The 14,092-nt window shown below is 60.5% G+C and carries 15 protein-coding genes; 11 read left to right on the top strand and 4 right to left on the bottom strand.

What is annotated here, in order from left to right; genetic code table 11:
- The first annotated feature begins 27 nt into the window (after window positions 1–27).
- From NKJ46_RS03845 to NKJ46_RS03810, 8 genes are all read left to right on the top strand, one after another.
- Entirely contained in the window at window positions 28–669 is a 642-nt protein-coding gene (locus NKJ46_RS03845) for an NADPH-dependent F420 reductase (protein WP_352662101.1), read from the top strand.
- The gene (locus NKJ46_RS03840; protein WP_352662098.1) at window positions 666–2,144 is read left to right on the top strand and encodes an aldehyde dehydrogenase family protein; all 1,479 of its coding nucleotides are present in this window, start codon (window positions 666–668) and stop codon (window positions 2,142–2,144) included. The genes NKJ46_RS03845 and NKJ46_RS03840 overlap by 4 nt, the downstream gene beginning before the upstream one ends.
- A 36-nt stretch (window positions 2,145–2,180) precedes the next feature.
- Window positions 2,181–2,525, top strand: a complete 345-nt coding sequence (locus NKJ46_RS03835) for an antibiotic biosynthesis monooxygenase family protein (RefSeq protein WP_352662095.1) — start codon at window positions 2,181–2,183, stop codon at window positions 2,523–2,525.
- Between the two features lie 8 nt (window positions 2,526–2,533).
- Window positions 2,534–3,304 carry a type 1 glutamine amidotransferase domain-containing protein gene (locus tag NKJ46_RS03830; protein WP_352662092.1) on the top strand — a complete coding sequence of 257 codons (771 nt, stop codon included), beginning with the start codon at window positions 2,534–2,536 and terminating at the stop codon, window positions 3,302–3,304.
- A 144-nt stretch (window positions 3,305–3,448) separates the two neighbouring features.
- A complete protein-coding gene (locus NKJ46_RS03825) occupies window positions 3,449–3,793 on the top strand; it encodes a hypothetical protein (RefSeq protein ID WP_352662089.1) in 345 nt (114 codons plus the stop codon).
- A 75-nt stretch (window positions 3,794–3,868) separates the two neighbouring features.
- Complete coding sequence (locus tag NKJ46_RS03820) at window positions 3,869–4,663, top strand: helix-turn-helix domain-containing protein (RefSeq protein WP_352662086.1); 795 nt, start codon at window positions 3,869–3,871, stop codon at window positions 4,661–4,663.
- A gap of 30 nt (window positions 4,664–4,693) precedes the next feature.
- Entirely contained in the window at window positions 4,694–4,924 is a 231-nt protein-coding gene (locus NKJ46_RS03815; RefSeq protein ID WP_352662083.1) for a YdeI/OmpD-associated family protein, read from the top strand.
- 181 nt (window positions 4,925–5,105) lie between these two features.
- Complete coding sequence (locus tag NKJ46_RS03810) at window positions 5,106–5,915, top strand: MBL fold metallo-hydrolase (RefSeq protein ID WP_352662080.1); 810 nt, start codon at window positions 5,106–5,108, stop codon at window positions 5,913–5,915.
- 152 nt (window positions 5,916–6,067) lie between these two features.
- Here the strand turns inward: NKJ46_RS03810 and NKJ46_RS03805 are convergent, their stop codons facing one another.
- Window positions 6,068–6,937, bottom strand: coding sequence for a LysR family transcriptional regulator (locus NKJ46_RS03805; protein ID WP_352662077.1), 870 nt, complete (start codon window positions 6,935–6,937; stop codon window positions 6,068–6,070).
- Window positions 6,938–7,160: 223 nt separating this feature from the next.
- On the opposite strand from NKJ46_RS03805, the gene NKJ46_RS03800 reads away from it, so the two are divergent.
- On the top strand, window positions 7,161–7,316 hold the full coding sequence (locus tag NKJ46_RS03800) for a YjiS-like domain-containing protein (protein ID WP_156937304.1): 156 nt from the start codon (window positions 7,161–7,163) through the stop codon (window positions 7,314–7,316).
- Between the two features lie 10 nt (window positions 7,317–7,326).
- A complete protein-coding gene (locus NKJ46_RS03795) occupies window positions 7,327–8,310 on the top strand; it encodes an aldo/keto reductase (RefSeq protein WP_352662074.1) in 984 nt (327 codons plus the stop codon).
- 159 nt (window positions 8,311–8,469) lie between these two features.
- Here NKJ46_RS03795 and NKJ46_RS03790 read toward each other — a convergent pair whose 3' ends face one another.
- From NKJ46_RS03790 to NKJ46_RS03780, 3 genes are all read right to left on the bottom strand, one after another.
- Window positions 8,470–10,461, bottom strand: a complete 1,992-nt coding sequence (locus tag NKJ46_RS03790; protein ID WP_352662071.1) for a calcium-binding protein — start codon at window positions 10,459–10,461, stop codon at window positions 8,470–8,472.
- A 405-nt stretch (window positions 10,462–10,866) separates the two neighbouring features.
- Window positions 10,867–11,973, bottom strand: coding sequence for an acyltransferase family protein (locus NKJ46_RS03785; RefSeq protein WP_352662068.1), 1,107 nt, complete (start codon window positions 11,971–11,973; stop codon window positions 10,867–10,869).
- Window positions 11,974–12,067: 94 nt separating this feature from the next.
- Complete coding sequence (locus NKJ46_RS03780; RefSeq protein ID WP_352662065.1) at window positions 12,068–12,889, bottom strand: class I SAM-dependent methyltransferase; 822 nt, start codon at window positions 12,887–12,889, stop codon at window positions 12,068–12,070.
- 425 nt (window positions 12,890–13,314) lie between these two features.
- On the opposite strand from NKJ46_RS03780, the gene NKJ46_RS03775 reads away from it, so the two are divergent.
- The gene (locus NKJ46_RS03775) at window positions 13,315–14,025 is read left to right on the top strand and encodes an AAA family ATPase (protein WP_352489794.1); all 711 of its coding nucleotides are present in this window, start codon (window positions 13,315–13,317) and stop codon (window positions 14,023–14,025) included.
- Window positions 14,026–14,092 lie beyond the last annotated feature (67 nt).

Here is a 14,092-nt window from a genome sequence, read left to right as displayed (position 1 = left end):
AGCCCGATCGCGTGTCGGGAGGCAGTTGTGAAAGTTGCGATCATCGGACCAGGCTCGCTCGGAAAGGCCTTGGCGAAACGTCTTGGCCTCGCCGGGCACGAAATTCGCCTCAGCTTCAGTCGTGACGAAGGTAAGTTGCGCGCAATCGCGGCAACCCTCCATGTTGGCTTCGGTGCCCCTGACGAAGTAGCGAGATGGGCCGACGTAATTGCCCTGGCGACGCCATGGCCGGCTCTCGAGTTGGCGATGGACGCGCTTGGCGATTTGGCGGGAAAGATCGTCTGGGACAATACCAATGCAGTCGCGCCTGACCTTTCCACGATGCTGCTAGGCACTACGACGTCTGTAGGCGAGGAGGTTCAGAGGCGCGCGCGGGGCGCGCTTGTCGTCAAGTGCATTCCGACCTTTGCCGAATTGCTTGACAGGGATGATCCGCGTCTCAACGGCGATCCGGTGACGAGCTATGTCGCCGGCAATGACGCTGATGCCAAGGCGGCGGTTTGCCGGCTTCTCGCCGATCTTCCGACAATGCCGGTCGATGTCGGCGATCTCACGGCCTCGCGCCTGATCGAGCCGATGATGCTGCTATTGGTCCAGCTCGCCTATCGGCGCGGGATGGGGCCGACAATTTCCTTCAATCTCATTCGACAGCACGGAACCGGTTCATGACTGATTATCTACCCGCGCGGCGCACGGCGATTCCAGTAGGACGTCTGCTGATCGATGGTCAATGGCGCGATGCCGTCAGTGGCGAGACTTCGACGACTTTTGATCCGACCACGGAGGCGGCGATCACCGATATTGCGAAGGCGGACGTCACCGACACGAGCGATGCCGTCGCGGCCGCGCAGCGGGCTTTCGAGCAAGGACCCTGGGCGCGGATGCATCATGAGGAGCGCGCCAAGATCCTGTTTCGCATCGCCGATCTGATGGACGAGCGGGCCGAGGATTTCGCGGTGCGCGAGGCGATGGACATGGGTATGCCCTATCGCGATTTCCGCGATATCATCATGCCGCACTGCTCAGGACTGTTCCGCTTTCATGGCGGGCTCGCCATGAGCGCGATGGACGGCGCCTATCGTACAAGCTACGAACCAAATATCAGGATCCTGACGCGGCGCGAGCCGCTCGGCGTGGTCGCTGCGATCACCCCGTTCAATTTTCCCCTCGCGCTGTCCTGTTCGAAGATCGCGCCGGCACTCGCGGCGGGTAACACGGTCGTTCACAAGCCTGCGACCGACACGCCCCTGACGGCCCTCGCCTTGGCGCAAGTCATCCTCGACGCGGGCGTGCCGCCGGGCGTCTACAATCTCGTCACCGGCCCGGGCGGCACCATCGGCGACGCGCTGGTCAACGATGCCCGCGTCGACAAGATCGCCTTTACCGGATCGACCGCCGTCGGCCAGGGCATCATGCGCAACGGTGCCGGGACGATGAAACACCTGACCATGGAGCTCGGCGGCAAGAGTCCCAATATCGTTTTCGCCGATGCCGATATCGATGCCGCGATACAGGCAGCCTTCTGGGGCATCTTCTGGAACAAGGGCGAAGTCTGCGTGGCCGGATCGCGCCTGCTGGTCGAACGCGCCTGCTATGACGAGGTGGTCGAGAAGCTGAGCGCCATGGCGAAGTCGGCGACGCTCGGCGATCCGCTGGACCCTGCGACGATGATCGGGCCGATCGCGTCGCGCGGCGAGTATGACAAGGTCTTGAGCTATGTCGAAGAGGGCAAGCACACCGCGCGACTGGCCGCGGGCGGCGGCACCCGCAAGGTCAATGGCAAGGGCCTTTTCATCGAACCGACCATCTTCGCCGATGCGACCAATGACCTAAGGATATCGCGCGAAGAGATTTTCGGCCCCGTCCTGCCGGTGATTCCATTCGACAACGAGGAGGACGCGATCCGGATCGCCAACGATACGAGTTACGGGCTCGCCTCGGGCATCCAGACGGGCGATCTCGGCCGTGCCTTACGTCTTGCCGACCGGATCAAGGCAGGCACGGTCTGGCTGAACTGCTGGCACAAGTACCACCCCAATGCGCCGTTCGGAGGCTTCAAGATGAGCGGCTATGGCCGCGAGCAGGGCCGCGAGGCGTGGGAAAGCTACACCCAATACAAGACGATTTGGGCAAATCTCGTTTGACCAAGTGCCTGCCATCGCCAAGAATAAGGACCAGTCATGGCTTATATCACTACGATCGACGTCCTCGGAATCACACCGAAGGAGTACCGCGCAATCCTTGATGAAATGGGCGTAGAGCTCCGACCCGAACCGGGGATCTATCTGCATTTGACCGCACCGATTGAGGGCGGCTATCGCGTCATCGAGGTGTGGGATCATCGCGAGGGATTCGAGGCATTCATGCAGGCGCGGTTGGCGCCGGCGGCGGCGGCGATCGGCTTAAACCGAGAGATGAAGGTGACGATCGAACCGCTCTACAACATCTTCGCGCCTAGGTTGGAGGAGCTGCCGCCGCTGGTCGAGGACGCGTTTTTGCGCCCCAACGCTCCCATTCCGGCCTGATATCACGCATGTCGGTCCGCGATCCCAACCCGCTCGACCCGCTGCGTCCAAAGCGGGTCGCGATGGTCCTTTCAAACCCGGCTGTGTCAACCACCACAGGCTGGCCGGTCGGATTTTGGTGGAGCGAGTTAACTCATCCCTGGCTCGCCTTCACGGAGCGCGGATACGAAGTCGCGATCTTCTCGCCTGAGGGCGGCAAATGCGAGGCGGATGCCTTGAGCGACCCGCGTGATCCGTCCGGCTATTCGGATACGGATCTGATTTCGCTCGGTTTCCTGTCGACGCCGAAACTGGTGACGCTGGTGGAGACGACCCGGTCCATCGCGGAGCTGTCGGTCGACGCGTTCGACGCGATCGTCGTCGCTGGCGGCCAGGCGCCGATGTTCACCTTCGAAGGCGCAACTGAGTTGCAGCGGCTGTTCGTCGCCTTTTTCGCGGCCGGCAAGGTTGCGGCCGCCTTGTGTCATGGCGTCGCGCTGCTGCGCTACGCGCGCCTCTCAACCGGCGAGCTGCTGGCCAAAGGGCGCACTGTTACGGGGTTCGCCAATGTCGAGGAAGATTTCGCCGACAATGCCGTCTGGGAAATGGGCGCGCTGCCGCACGGTAAGCATCTGATGCCATGGCGGATCGAGGATGAGATGCGTGCGCTCGGCGCGAACTATGTTCAGGCCGGGCTGTGGCGCGATTTTGCCGTGCGCGACGGCAATTTGATCACCGGCCAGCAGAACTTCTCCGGAGCGGCGACCGCCCGTCTTGTCATCGAGGCGCTCGGTGGCTGAGGACCAAAGATCGCTCCTGTCGGTGAAGTTCGGGAGTCAAACTCGCCGTCAGGACGGCGATGCCAAACGACATCGGCCCAGTAGGATCCGGGGTCGTCCAAGAACTTCATTTCAAACAACCACAATCAGCAGCGAGGATGAACCATGGCCGTGGTGACGACACTTGATATTGCCGGCCTGACGGCGGAAGATTATAGCCGCATCCTCGATCGGGTCGGCGTGGAGAAACGGCCCGCTGGTGGCATCTACCAGCACATCTCGCATGCCACCGACGATGGCTATCGCATCATCGAGATATGGGACGACAAGGCAGGCCTGGAACTCTTCTTGCAGGGCACACTGTTTCCCGCCGCACAGGAACTGCAAATTCAGCGTGAAATGACCATTATGACCCAGACACTGCACAACATCTTTGTGCCCCGGATTGGTGAACTGACTGCCTTGGCAAATGATGCCCCTGGTGGACCGGTCAAACGGGCAAAAGTGTAGGCGTCAAGGATCGAGGATGCGGCGATCGATCATCGAAGTCCTGGAGGAACTTGCGTCCGGACGCCCGGTACAACGATGGTGACCGCCGCAAGTGCAAAGAGATTGTTCTTTCCTGCCGGCGACTATCGCCATGCGCCGGCCGGAGTCGTTCAGCTGCGTGTGATTCGCAGCGGTTCATCCTATGCAGAGATCGATCTTGGCCGCGGGCTGCGGCGCGTCTTCACCCGCCCCGGCGACCTGCTGCTCAGCCTTCCCGAGCGTGCCACGCGGTTCAAGATCGAGGAGCCGCGCGAGCTGACGATGATCACCGTTGACTCCGCGCTGGCGTCAAGGCTCCTGGTATCCGCAGCCGGGACGCTCGAGGATCTGGTGATCCTGACCGATCGACCGGTACGCGATTCGCTGGTGGCCGAGTTGTGCCGACGCCTCGAAGGCGACCCGCCAGCCAACCCCGTCATCCGCGAATGGACGCTGGGCCTGGTTTTCGCGAACCTGCTCCGTCTCGGGCATGCACGTCAGCGGCGGCAGAAATCTCCGGTCCTAACCTCGCAGCGGTTCGACCGGGTCCTCGCTACGATTGACGGCGATCTGGAAAAGGGGGTGTCGATCGACCATCTTGCCGGAATCGCGGGAATGCCACGACGCGCCTTCACCGCCGCCTTTCGCGAGGCGACGCAATTGCCGGTACATCAATTCATTTTACGCCGCCGCGTTGATCGCGCGGTCGAGCTTTTGGAAAATAGCGATCTGCCGCTGGCCGAGATTGCTCAGCACGCGGGTTTCACTCACCAGGCCCATATGAATCGCGTCGTGACCCGATTGAAAGGGCTGTCGCCAGGCCGGCTGCGGTCTCGCAGGCGCGACGGCTGACTTGTGATCTATTCCAGCATCAGGATTCGAATGGCGGAGCGTGAGTTGCTGAAACGTCCGTTGGCTAAAATGCCCGACAGTTTGCGTGCAGAGCTCGAGGCCGCAAATCTGATGCATGCTTTCAAGCAACGGCCTCCCTATCAGCGCAATGATTACTTGCATTGGATCGCGCGCGCCCGTCACCCGGAAACACACCGAAAGCGCATAAATCAGATGATTGACGAGCTTACGAAGAGAGGAATCTACATGGGCATGCAATAAGAGCTGGCATCGTCGCGAAGCTAGCAGATCCGTCAACGATCATCTTCCGATGGCCTATCGAGATCGGGTGCTTTCCGCATTGATCTTCATCGATTTCCCCACGCTTTTGCGCAGAGTATGCAGAGAGCCAAATAGTGACAATCGAACCTATCCTCCATTTTCGTTTGCGGCAGGTGGCCTGATGATCGTGACATCGCAAACCAGCAACGTGCTCAGCAGCACGTCGGGAAGGTGGCGCGTCTGGTCGCTCTCGGACGGTTACGTCGAGATGCCGGCGGACCTTCTGCGGGACCCGCAGGATAATCCGGTGCCGCAAGCTGTGCAGGCAGGGGCGCTTCGCCTGTCTGTCAATTGCTTCGCCCTTGCAGGTCCAGGCGTTGACGGCGTTCTCATCGACAGCGGAGGAGGGGGGTGGGCCCCAACAGTGGGGCGTCTTGAGCAGGCCATGGCGGAAGCCAAGATCGACCCGGCTTCGATCACGGTCTTGGCGCTCACCCACGCCCATCAGGATCATGTGCACGGACTTTTGACCCCCGACGGCCGAGTGCTCTTTCCAAACTTGAAGGCGATTATTATTCCCGAGGCGGCTGTGCAGAGCTTTTTCGCTTACGCGGACCTTGCGCAGTTCCGGCCCCTGCTGAAGCCTGTCCAGAATGGCGACAAGGTGGGTGACCGATTGAGGGCGGTCGCCTTGCCCGGTCATGCTGCCGGTCATACCGGCTACGGGTTCGACACGGACGAGGACCGTTTCCTATTCTTCGGGGACGTCGTTCATGTGCCGGCCTTGCAGTTCGGCAATCCCGCGTTCAGTTGGGGCTATGACGACGATCAGCTGACCGCGCGCACAACCCGCCTAAAGGTTCTCAGTGACGCGGCCGAGGCAGGGACGTGGATCGGCGGCGCGCACCTTGGCTGGCCGGGCATCGGCCGCGTGGTGCGCAAGGGCGAAGCATACGGCTATGAGCCCGCAGAAGGACGAGTGACCGGATAGGCGGCTCGGTTTATACCGCTCTCTTCGCCCAAGGCAAGGATCTCGACGAGCAGCGCGCCGCACTCCGGCGTCCTCAACGGCGGCGGCACCATCGTTCGGCCTACCAAAATATCTGATTCTTGATCCGCCGGCGGCCGATCGACGCCTGAGGCTTACCGGATCGGCGTCTCGCCGCGAAACAGCGGCTGGTGCGCCCGCATCACGGCAGCGATCCGGTCGGCGACTTTCCGTACCGGCGGGGAGTGACGTTCCTCGTGATGGGTGACGATCCATTGGTCGGTTTCAAGTTCGGGGATAGGCTGAGCAACGCGAACCAGCCGCGGATCGCTGTCACCGACGAAGCACGGAAAGACCGAAAGCCCGGCGCCGGCGGCCACCAGTTCGCGAACCGAATGGGTATTGTTGCCGCGTACGGCGATGCGGTCGCCGTGATGGGCTTGCAGCCAGCGCGCCGAGGCAATGTTGGCGCCTTCGCCGGTGACGCCGACGAACAATCCGGCGGCGATGCCGTTGATCAGGTGACGTCCGGAATAAATGGCGTGGGCGACCTTGCCGCTCTGACGGCCAGCCAGCCACTGCTCGGTCGGACGCTCGCTGCGGATGCCGATGTCGGCGGCACGGCGGCCGATGTCGACCCGGTCGGTAGTGGTCACGAGTTCCACCCTTATGCCGTCATCGACCGTCCAGATATCGCCGATATGAGCGGAAACGAACGCCGAGGTCCATGGCCCGGCCGAGACGCGGACAATGCGGTCGGGCAGGTTTCCCTCGCGCCAGCGGGTCAGCGACTGCATTGCCGCCTCGACGTCTTCGGCGCGCCGCAGCAGTTCTTCGCCGACCGGGGTCAGCCGATAGCCGGTCTGCCGGCGCACGAACAGAGGTTCGCCGATCTGCTTTTCGAGCGCGGTGACGCGTCGTCCAAGGGTGGCTGCGCTGAGGCGCGTGGTTCCCGTCGCTGCGCTCAAGCCACCCAGCCGCGCAACGTCGAGAAACAACCTCAGATCGTCCCAGCCGATATCCATTTTGCAGAAATGAAAAACTCCTTGCGACCGTGGCTGTAGCGCGAAGCGGGCATCATGCGCAAGTATGGAGGCGTTGGAGGTGTTGGACAATCCCGCCTGGCGGGACGTGACAAGCGCCTCCGCTCGCCAAAAAGCGACCTCAACCCTTTCGATTGCGCATGCGATTGGCGCAGATGTTTTGCGCTTCCGACCAACCCAGGCGCGCAGGCCAAAGGAGACGATCATGTTGGATGAACTTCGATACCGTTTCGCCCGCTGGATTGCCTATCGCCAGACGCTCGCGAGCTTGAGGCAGGCCCGGGACAGCACACTGGCGGATGCCGGCATTTCTCGCGAAGAGATCCGCGAGCGTGCCCGCCATGCCAGCCTGCGTCGTTGAGGAGGCGGGCATGCAGATGATCGAGCTTTGGGATGGCCGCTCGGTACCGCGCATCGGCATCGGCACCTGGGCGGCGGGTGGCGCCGCGCGCTGGCGTGACATGGCAACCATCTATGGTGAGGTCGACGATGTCAGGTCGCAAGCCGCGCTGACGATGGCCTATGAGATCGGCGCGCGGGTGTTCGACACGGCTGCCGCCTATGGCGCCGGCAATGCCGAACTGATCCTCGGGCGGGCGTTGAAGAATAAGGACGAAGCCGTCATCGTCACCAAGGTCGGCTATTTCGGCGATCCCCAAACGCGCAAGATCGCACCCGAGGATGCCTCTGCCGCGGCGATCCGGACATCGATCGACAATTCGCGGCAGCGCTTGCAGCGCGATTGTATCGACGTCGTGCTGCTACATATCAACGAGTATCCGATCGAGCGCGCCGGCGAGGTGTTCGATACGCTCGGCCTGTTGCGCCAGGAGGGCAAGATCGGCGGCTTCGGCTGGAGCACGGATCACCGCGAACGGCTTGCCGCCTACGCGCCGCGCGAGGGGTTCGTCGCCGTAGAGAACGACTTCAATGTGTTTACCCCGGCGAACGAGCTGATGGCCGTTGCGGCGCGCGAGAACCTCGTCTCGTTTAGCCGGCTGCCGCTGGCAATGGGGCTGCTCACCGGCAAATACACGCCGGCTATGCGGCTGCCCACCAACGATGTGCGCGGCGGGAATGCCGAATGGATGGTGTTTTTCAGGGATGGCGCCGCCAACCCGCACTATCTGTCAAGGCTCTCGGCAATCCGCGACCTGCTCACCTCGGGCGGACGCACGCTTGCGCAGGGCGCGCTCGGCTGGATCCTTGCCAAGTCGGCAATCGCCCTGCCGGTTCCCGGCTTCACGCGGCCCGAGCAGGTCGCGGACAATCTCGGTGCGCTGGAAAAAGGGCCGCTGCCGGCAGCGGTGATGGCCGAAATCGACGCCGTGCTGAAAATTGCCGAGACCGCTTAGGGTGTGGCGGCGCCGAAATTCGCATTGGCGATATGCCGGCCAGCTTCGATCTGTCGGATGTCAGCCGATATCGCATCTTCCTTGATCAAGCTTCCGTGGCGCAATTGAATAAGGACGGAGCGGCGGACCGCTCCAGTTGAAGGTCCGCCGCTCTGGTTTTCAGATCAAAGAGTGATGCTGCAACGGGAGATGGGTAGCGAACTGCGCTTGAGCTGCGCCGCCGACCGCGTCGCTGTCGATCGAGAGCGACCCGGTTGAGCTGTCAAAGATGATGTGGTGGGAACCATCATCCGTGGCCGTACCAGCAGGGGAAGTATGCAATGAAAGCCCGCCCGACTTAAGCTCGGTAAGAGCGGCTTGATCGAGGTGGAGCTTGTCCTGAAGCTTGCTGAAATCGAAGGCATCGTTGCCTCCGTGGCTAGACATGATTTCGGCGGCAGCGCCGTTCTTTGCCTGGGCGCCGACACTTTCATCGGGCTGGACGGTTTGCGCGAACCCGTGGCGGATCAGGCTGGTTGCCGTCTTGTCGGATGGATCGTTGGTCGGGAGAAGCTCCGAGCCGGCCGAAAGAGAATGGCTCAACGAGGCCAATATGCGGTCAACGCTGCTGCCCTCGCTTACCTTGTCGCCGGCATTGTCGTGGGTGGTGTCAGTCGAACTGCCGTCGGTGGCGAAGAGGTGCGACCGCGCGGTCTTACCATGACTGTCATCGCCGGTGGTGGCGGCGGTAGCAGTCGAACTGCTATTGCCAGCAAGGAATTGCGAAAGCGCGGTCTTGCTGTGGCTGCCATCGCTGGTGATAGCGCCAGAGGCGGCGGAATCAGTCGAACTACCATTGCCAGAGAGGAGGTGCGAAAACGCGCTCTTGCCATGGCTGCCATCGCTGGTGGTAGCGCCGGAGGCGGCGGTGACAGTCGAACTGCCGTCGCTGGCGAGGAGTTGCGACAGCGCGGTCTTGCTGTGGCTGCCATCGCTGGTGATAGCGCCAGAGGCGGCGGTATCAGTCGAACTACCATTGCCGGCGAGGAGGTGCGAAAACGCGCTCTTGCCATGGCTGCCATCGCTGGTGGTGGCTTCGGAAGGGGCGGTTGCGGTCGAGGTGCTGCCGCTGGAGGTGGTCTCGGCCGGGGCTGTGGCGGTCGAGGTGCTGCCGCTGGAGGTGGCCTCGGAAGGGGCGGTGGCGGTCGAGGTGCTGCCGCTGGAGGTGGCCTCGGAAGGGGCGGTGGCGGTCGAGGTGCTGCCGCCGGTGGTGGCCTCGGTAGGGGCGGTCGCAGTCGAGGTGCTGCCGCCAGTGGTGGCCTCGGCCGGGGCGGTGGCAGTCGAGGTGTTGCCGCCGGTGGTGGCCTCGGAAGGGACCGTCGCCGTGGAAATGGGATCAGTGGCCGCAGCTTCGGAAGGAGCAGTCCCGGCAGTGCTGAGATTGTGTTGCCGGAAAACGGCCTGCAGTTCCGGGGAGCTTTCAAGCGCGGTGTCGCCGCGCTGCGAACCCCAGGCGTATGCGTACTCGAAGGCGGGTGACGGAACCAGCTTGGCCCAGTGGTCCATCATGGTTTCCATCTGGGCGGCGGTGGGCACGACATATTTGCCACCCATGTCGGTGTTATAGTCGCCGCCTCCAAACGTCTGGTAGCCTGGAACGATCTTGCTCGTCGGGATGCCCGACGCCTGAGCGGCGGCGACGAATTTGTCGATCATGTTGTAGTCGACCGCGCCATCCGTGCGGACAGGATAGACATCCACGCCGTAGTAATCGATACCCGTATTGGCGGGATTGTACGTGCCCGAAAAATCCGGATTCGCCGACGTTCCCAAGCTCATCATTGTGATGTAGGTCTTGCCGTCCGGCACATTGGAATGAATCCAGTCGGATTCTGCCTTCAGATTTGCGGCAGAGGCATAAGTGCCCCATTGGCCGGTGGGATCCGGCTCGTCGACAAGGAAGAAGCCGAACAGCTTAGGATTGCCGATGAAGGGCGTGACCTTGTCGATAAACGATTGGGTTACTCCGTCGGTTTCGTTCAGATAGACCAAGCCTTTCATACCGTCCGGCAGCGCATTGAGCTGGTCAACGGATGAAACGTCAGCCAGGTTGAATCCGGCTTGAGCAATTTCCGTGCCTGATCCGCCTGACGTGTAATGCAGAGTTGTCATCCAATATTCCTTTTTCTGTTTCGACAGCGCCCTACCTACAGACAGCGTATATTAGCGCCAAATCACATACCGGCACTCGGTGTGAGAATCTTTGATCGTAAGTTGATACACATCGCGACGTTCTCGCTGATAAGCCCTTCGATGGGTGTCAGGTCGCAAGAGAGTCTCGCGCCATGTGTCGGACCTGGCGTGCGCTATCTGGGGCGCGCATCGCTGCTCTTGAAGCTCCGGTCTATCTTGAAGAAGGGCCTCGTCATGCCAGGTGCTGGGGTATCGGCTGAGCCGTCAACGAAATCGGAAGCGGGACGCATCCAGTGTGCAGTACAGCCGTGCCAAGCCCAGATGCTCCGGTGTTTCGCGATTAACGCGAATCTTTCTGGGACACCCGCCGAGAGCTTGCGATCATCATGTTCGTGCGGAAGAGGCTGGCCGGATTGGCTGCGAGGCTGGCGCAAGGCGATATATCCCGGACATCAGGGCGCGGACGAGCGGCTTGCGGACCGGCGTCTCGATGAAGCGCCAGACGAGAAAAGAGGCAAGGAGGACCCCGGCCAATACAGCGGCGAATGCGGCGTCCTTGCCGATATGCGGCGCCAGCGCGTTAAGCGAAATATAGCCAATGTACTGATGCAAAAGATACAGCGGATAAGTCAACCCTCCGAGCATCATGACGGTCTTGGATGGAGCAATCATGGAGCGGAGCAGTATCGCGCCAGCGAAGACTCCGTAGACCACTATATTGGCAACGAGGAGGGCAGGATACGAAATGGCTGCCCCAAAGTGCTCCTGCATCCAGTTGTGAGAGAACATTATGGTCTGGCAAGACACCAGGAACGCGACGGCAAGAAGCAGGAACGCAGCCGGCGAACGACCCCTTGCAACGATGTCTTCCGCGAGGATGCCGGCGGCAAACAAAGGCGCATAGTTTGTAATAAAAAGAATGCGTATCGCCATGTTTCCAAAGAAGAACTCGTTGCTTGCCGAAATTGCGAGCCAGATGGCAGCGATGGGTATTTTCCAGCGCTGAAAGGCACCTGCAAAGATCAGCACCGCAACCCAGCCGTAGAACAGGATCTCGAGCATGATCGACCAATAGGCGCCATCCATGGATGGTCTGCCGAAGAGGCGAGCGAACATGGAGAGATTGGCTATATAGGTTGCAACATCAGTCGGGAAACGCTGGTCTTTGGCGACGACGAGAAAAACAAACGTCGCGGTCATGCAGACGAGGAATCCTGGATAAAGCCGGGCGAAGCGGGCGACCGCGAATTCTTGCCAGGTTCGACCTTCGGCCGACCACGCGATGACGAAACCGCTGATCAGGAAAAACAGATTGACGCCGAGATAACCATAGATGGCGTAAGGTGCTGCGGCAGGATATTCCACATCGAGACTTCCGGCGATCGCGCCGCCAAAAAGATAATGATAGAGCACGACCGCGAGGGCTGCAGCCAGGCGCAGCAGGTCGAGTGATGCCATGCGCGCCGGAATGGCCTTGCCTGCCGGTTCCACAGCTACCTCCCGCAGCCGTTTCAGCTTTTGACAACCATCAGCGGCCTGATCCGCAGTACCAGTGCTAACGCGAAGACTGCAAACCGGCGGCAGGTCAAGCCTTTACCTTCTCAAGTACGAACAGCTGCTCGCAGGACAGGAACCGCAGGACGCTAAAAGAGCGTACCAGCTTGAGCCCCGCCGCCGCGAAATCCTGTCGTGCAACGGTGAGATTGACGGGATGAGGCGCCGACATCCTTCCGGTGATCATCTTTCGCAGCCTTAGCCGTATTCTCTGGAGGCGGGTGCCAAGGCCGTAGGATACGATCAGGCGACGGCTGGCAACGCGCGCGAGCTCAATGATAATGTCGCGCCTGAGATGTGGCGGGATAAGGTGAATGAGGCGAAGACAGACCACCGTATCAAAGCTTTCGTCGGCGAACGGCAGCTGCGTCACGTCACATCGGATGAATCCCCGAAATCCGGATTGACCTTCATATGCTGATTTAGCCAAGGCCATCATTTCCATTGAAATGTCTGCAGCCAGCACCTGACAATCATGCTGGCCCAGCACGCCGGCCAGCTTCCCGGTTCCGCATGGGATATCGAGCACCTGAGACGGAGGCGGGCTGCACCTCTCCAGCGCCTTGGCGATGCAGCGTTGCTCCCGTCGCGCAATGACGTATGACGCAACGGTGGACAGCTTCAACCGGCCTGTATAGCCGTTCAGGTACCAGCTCGCAAAACTCGGATCTTGGTATCTCTGTTTTGTCGGGAGCTCATAGGCCGCGACTGCCGCGACCTTGGCGTTGTAATTGGCAGGTATAACCGTATTTGCCGCTGCCGTCTGATGTGCCTCGAGGTTCTCGCTCATATGCCTGCTTTCATACGATTTCTCCTGCAGATGAGATCGAAGATTTTTGTCCGACACGTTCATTGGATAGCCGACCAAGCTGCCCTATTGGCGATAGAGGGGATAAACGGCCAGTTGGCTGCGTCCATCACAGAGAAGGTTTCCAGAAGGCTGGGTGTCTCGCATCCCTCGAACGGATGAGACATGGCGAACTCATGACTGCCGCGCCCCCGCGGAAGTGTGCTGGGGAATAGGGCTACTGCACACCCCTGTCGGAGACGGAACGGTAAACGGACGGAAGGCAATCCGGAAGGATAGTGACCGAAACGCACTCCTTCCGTTCACGATTTTGGCGTCCGTCGATATCCTAACGTGACCACACCGTCATTCATACGGATGGCGCGGATTCCTGGCTCGTCGGCTAGACATCCCAGGAAGAGATGGGCGTTCGCTTCAGCAAATGGACATGACGTCACTGCCAGTAGGCTTCCCTCAGTCTGGATTGAAAGATGATCTTGGAGCTATTTGGGCCGTCCGGTGCTGGTAAGACGACGTTAGCGTCCGAGCTGGTGCACGTTTTGCGAGCTCAGGGCTACTGTGTTGTTTTGCAGACCGGTGACCGCCGACATCCGGTTAGAAGGGCCGCCTTCAAACTGGTCTCCGGCTTGCATTCAAAGTGGATCGGACAGCGTTCTCTCGGTGCAGAAGTGCTTAAGATTCTTCCACCCAAGAATGAGCTGTGGGCGGCTCGCCTGAACTGGCACCTTGAAGCTCTTCTTCAAGCTTGGCGCGCGGCAATAGCGTCCAATGACACGATCTCAATTTTTGACCAGGGTATGGTGCAATTCGTATGTTCACTGGTTTTGTTCAGCGGCATAACGGATCGTGAAAGGGTGTCGCGCGCGCTTGAGCTTCTACCCAAACCGGATCTGCTTGTCCGATTGCAGGCGCCAAGAGAAATTCTAGAGGTCCGTCTGAAGGAACGCCGGCGTAACCTCGGTATCATTCAGAAGTTCCTCGAAGTCGATCTGCAGAGCAGTCTTGATCATATTGACCACGTTAATCTCATTGAGGAACAACTTGGATCGTTTCCGGTGCCAACAACTTGCGTCGAAAGTTTAGATTCGAACGGGCTCACAGCCGCCACAGAAATGATAGCGCGTGGAGTAATCGACAAGTTCGGCGCGGCGCGGGCGAAATTTAAAAGAGTTGAAGCTTAGAGAGATGGCGGTTTTGAAGCGTCGACAGGAAGATATCCAATAATATGGAATCAAATTATTGAAAAGG

It is taken from the genome of Mesorhizobium sp. M0166 (assembly GCF_040322255.1).
GTDB lineage: Bacteria > Pseudomonadota > Alphaproteobacteria > Rhizobiales > Rhizobiaceae > Mesorhizobium.
This window is presented reverse-complemented; position numbering and strand designations above follow the sequence as displayed.

Excerpts from the sequence above, each read along its gene's own strand:
- NKJ46_RS03800 (WP_156937304.1), top strand. The coding sequence starts at position 7,161 with ATGTTGGATGAACTTCGATACCGTTTCGCCCGCTGGATTGCCTATCGC.
- NKJ46_RS03835 (WP_352662095.1), top strand. The coding sequence starts at position 2,181 with ATGGCTTATATCACTACGATCGACGTCCTCGGAATCACACCGAAGGAG.
- NKJ46_RS03775 (WP_352489794.1), top strand. The coding sequence starts at position 13,315 with ATGATCTTGGAGCTATTTGGGCCGTCCGGTGCTGGTAAGACGACGTTA.
- NKJ46_RS03830 (WP_352662092.1), top strand. The coding sequence starts at position 2,534 with ATGTCGGTCCGCGATCCCAACCCGCTCGACCCGCTGCGTCCAAAGCGG.
- NKJ46_RS03820 (WP_352662086.1), top strand. The coding sequence starts at position 3,869 with ATGGTGACCGCCGCAAGTGCAAAGAGATTGTTCTTTCCTGCCGGCGAC.
- NKJ46_RS03795 (WP_352662074.1), top strand. The coding sequence starts at position 7,327 with ATGCAGATGATCGAGCTTTGGGATGGCCGCTCGGTACCGCGCATCGGC.
- NKJ46_RS03805 (WP_352662077.1), bottom strand. The coding sequence starts at position 6,937 with ATGGATATCGGCTGGGACGATCTGAGGTTGTTTCTCGACGTTGCGCGG.
- NKJ46_RS03825 (WP_352662089.1), top strand. The coding sequence starts at position 3,449 with ATGGCCGTGGTGACGACACTTGATATTGCCGGCCTGACGGCGGAAGAT.
- NKJ46_RS03815 (WP_352662083.1), top strand. The coding sequence starts at position 4,694 with ATGGCGGAGCGTGAGTTGCTGAAACGTCCGTTGGCTAAAATGCCCGAC.
- NKJ46_RS03790 (WP_352662071.1), bottom strand. The coding sequence starts at position 10,461 with ATGACAACTCTGCATTACACGTCAGGCGGATCAGGCACGGAAATTGCT.
- NKJ46_RS03780 (WP_352662065.1), bottom strand. The coding sequence starts at position 12,889 with ATGAACGTGTCGGACAAAAATCTTCGATCTCATCTGCAGGAGAAATCG.
- NKJ46_RS03810 (WP_352662080.1), top strand. The coding sequence starts at position 5,106 with ATGATCGTGACATCGCAAACCAGCAACGTGCTCAGCAGCACGTCGGGA.
- NKJ46_RS03840 (WP_352662098.1), top strand. The coding sequence starts at position 666 with ATGACTGATTATCTACCCGCGCGGCGCACGGCGATTCCAGTAGGACGT.